This is a genomic window from Methylorubrum subtropicum, from assembly GCF_038442325.1.
Taxonomy (GTDB): domain Bacteria; phylum Pseudomonadota; class Alphaproteobacteria; order Rhizobiales; family Beijerinckiaceae; genus Methylobacterium; species Methylobacterium subtropicum.
Genome location: NZ_JBBXMW010000053.1, coordinates 1 through 889, shown reverse-complemented (window position 1 = coordinate 889; position 889 = coordinate 1). Strand labels below are relative to the sequence as shown.

Annotated in this window: 1 protein-coding gene; it reads right to left on the bottom strand. The window is 69.9% G+C overall.

What is annotated here, in order from left to right; all coding sequences use genetic code 11:
• Positions 1-889 (bottom strand): transposase (locus tag AAHG03_RS27025; protein ID WP_342154964.1); only part of this gene is annotated, 889 nt, incomplete at both ends.

Sequence of the window (889 nt, the reverse complement as noted above, 5' to 3'; positions counted from 1 at the left end):
CCTTCAGCGTGCCGAACGGGTGCTCCACGGTCTGGCGACGGATCTTCATCGCATCCGGCATCCGGTCGAGCCGCGCCTGCATCGCGTCGAGCACGCCCTCGTGCACCCAGCGCTTGACCCGGCGCGTCTCCGTCGGCGTGCAGCGGGGCTTGAGTGCGCAGCCGAGGCAAGCCGTCAGGTTGCGGTAGTGATCCATCGCGTCGTCCTCGGTCCGACGATCGGACCGGGCGGCCCCCTTGGTCAGGTGCTGGCCGGCGGGACAGGTGTAGTGGTCCTGTTCGGCGTCGGAGACGAAGTCCTGTCCCGTGAAGAGGCCACGCTTGGCGTGGCCCGAGGTCAGGGTCTTGGGCACACAGGGCAGCACGCCGGTGCCCTCACAGGCCAGCACCTGCTCCCCGCTCAGGTAGCCCCGGTCGGCCAGCACCGTCAGCGTGGTGCATCCCGTCGCCGCCTGCGCCAAGAGCCCCATCGGCCCGAGCTGCGCCCGGTCGCTGCCGACGTTGGTCACCGCGTGTGCCACGATCAGGTGATGCTCGGCATCGACCGCGGCCTGGACGTTGTAGCCGACCAAGCCGGTGCCCTTGCCGCTGGTCGCCATGGAGCGCGCGTCGGGATCGGTCAGCGAGACCTGGCCGTCGGGGGCGGCCTCGACCTGCCGACCCATCGCCTGGAGAGCCTGCATCTGCTCGCGCAGGCCCGCGATCTTCTCGTTGATCCGCATGGTGCGCGCCTGGGCGATGTCGCTCGGCTCACGGTCGGCTCGATCCAGCGCCGCGAGGTAACGACCGATGCTCGCCTCGACCTGCGCCAGCCGGGCTTCGACCTTGGCGGCGGTGAAGTTCTTGTCGCGGTTGTTGACCGCCTTGAACTTGCTGCCGTCGATCGCGAC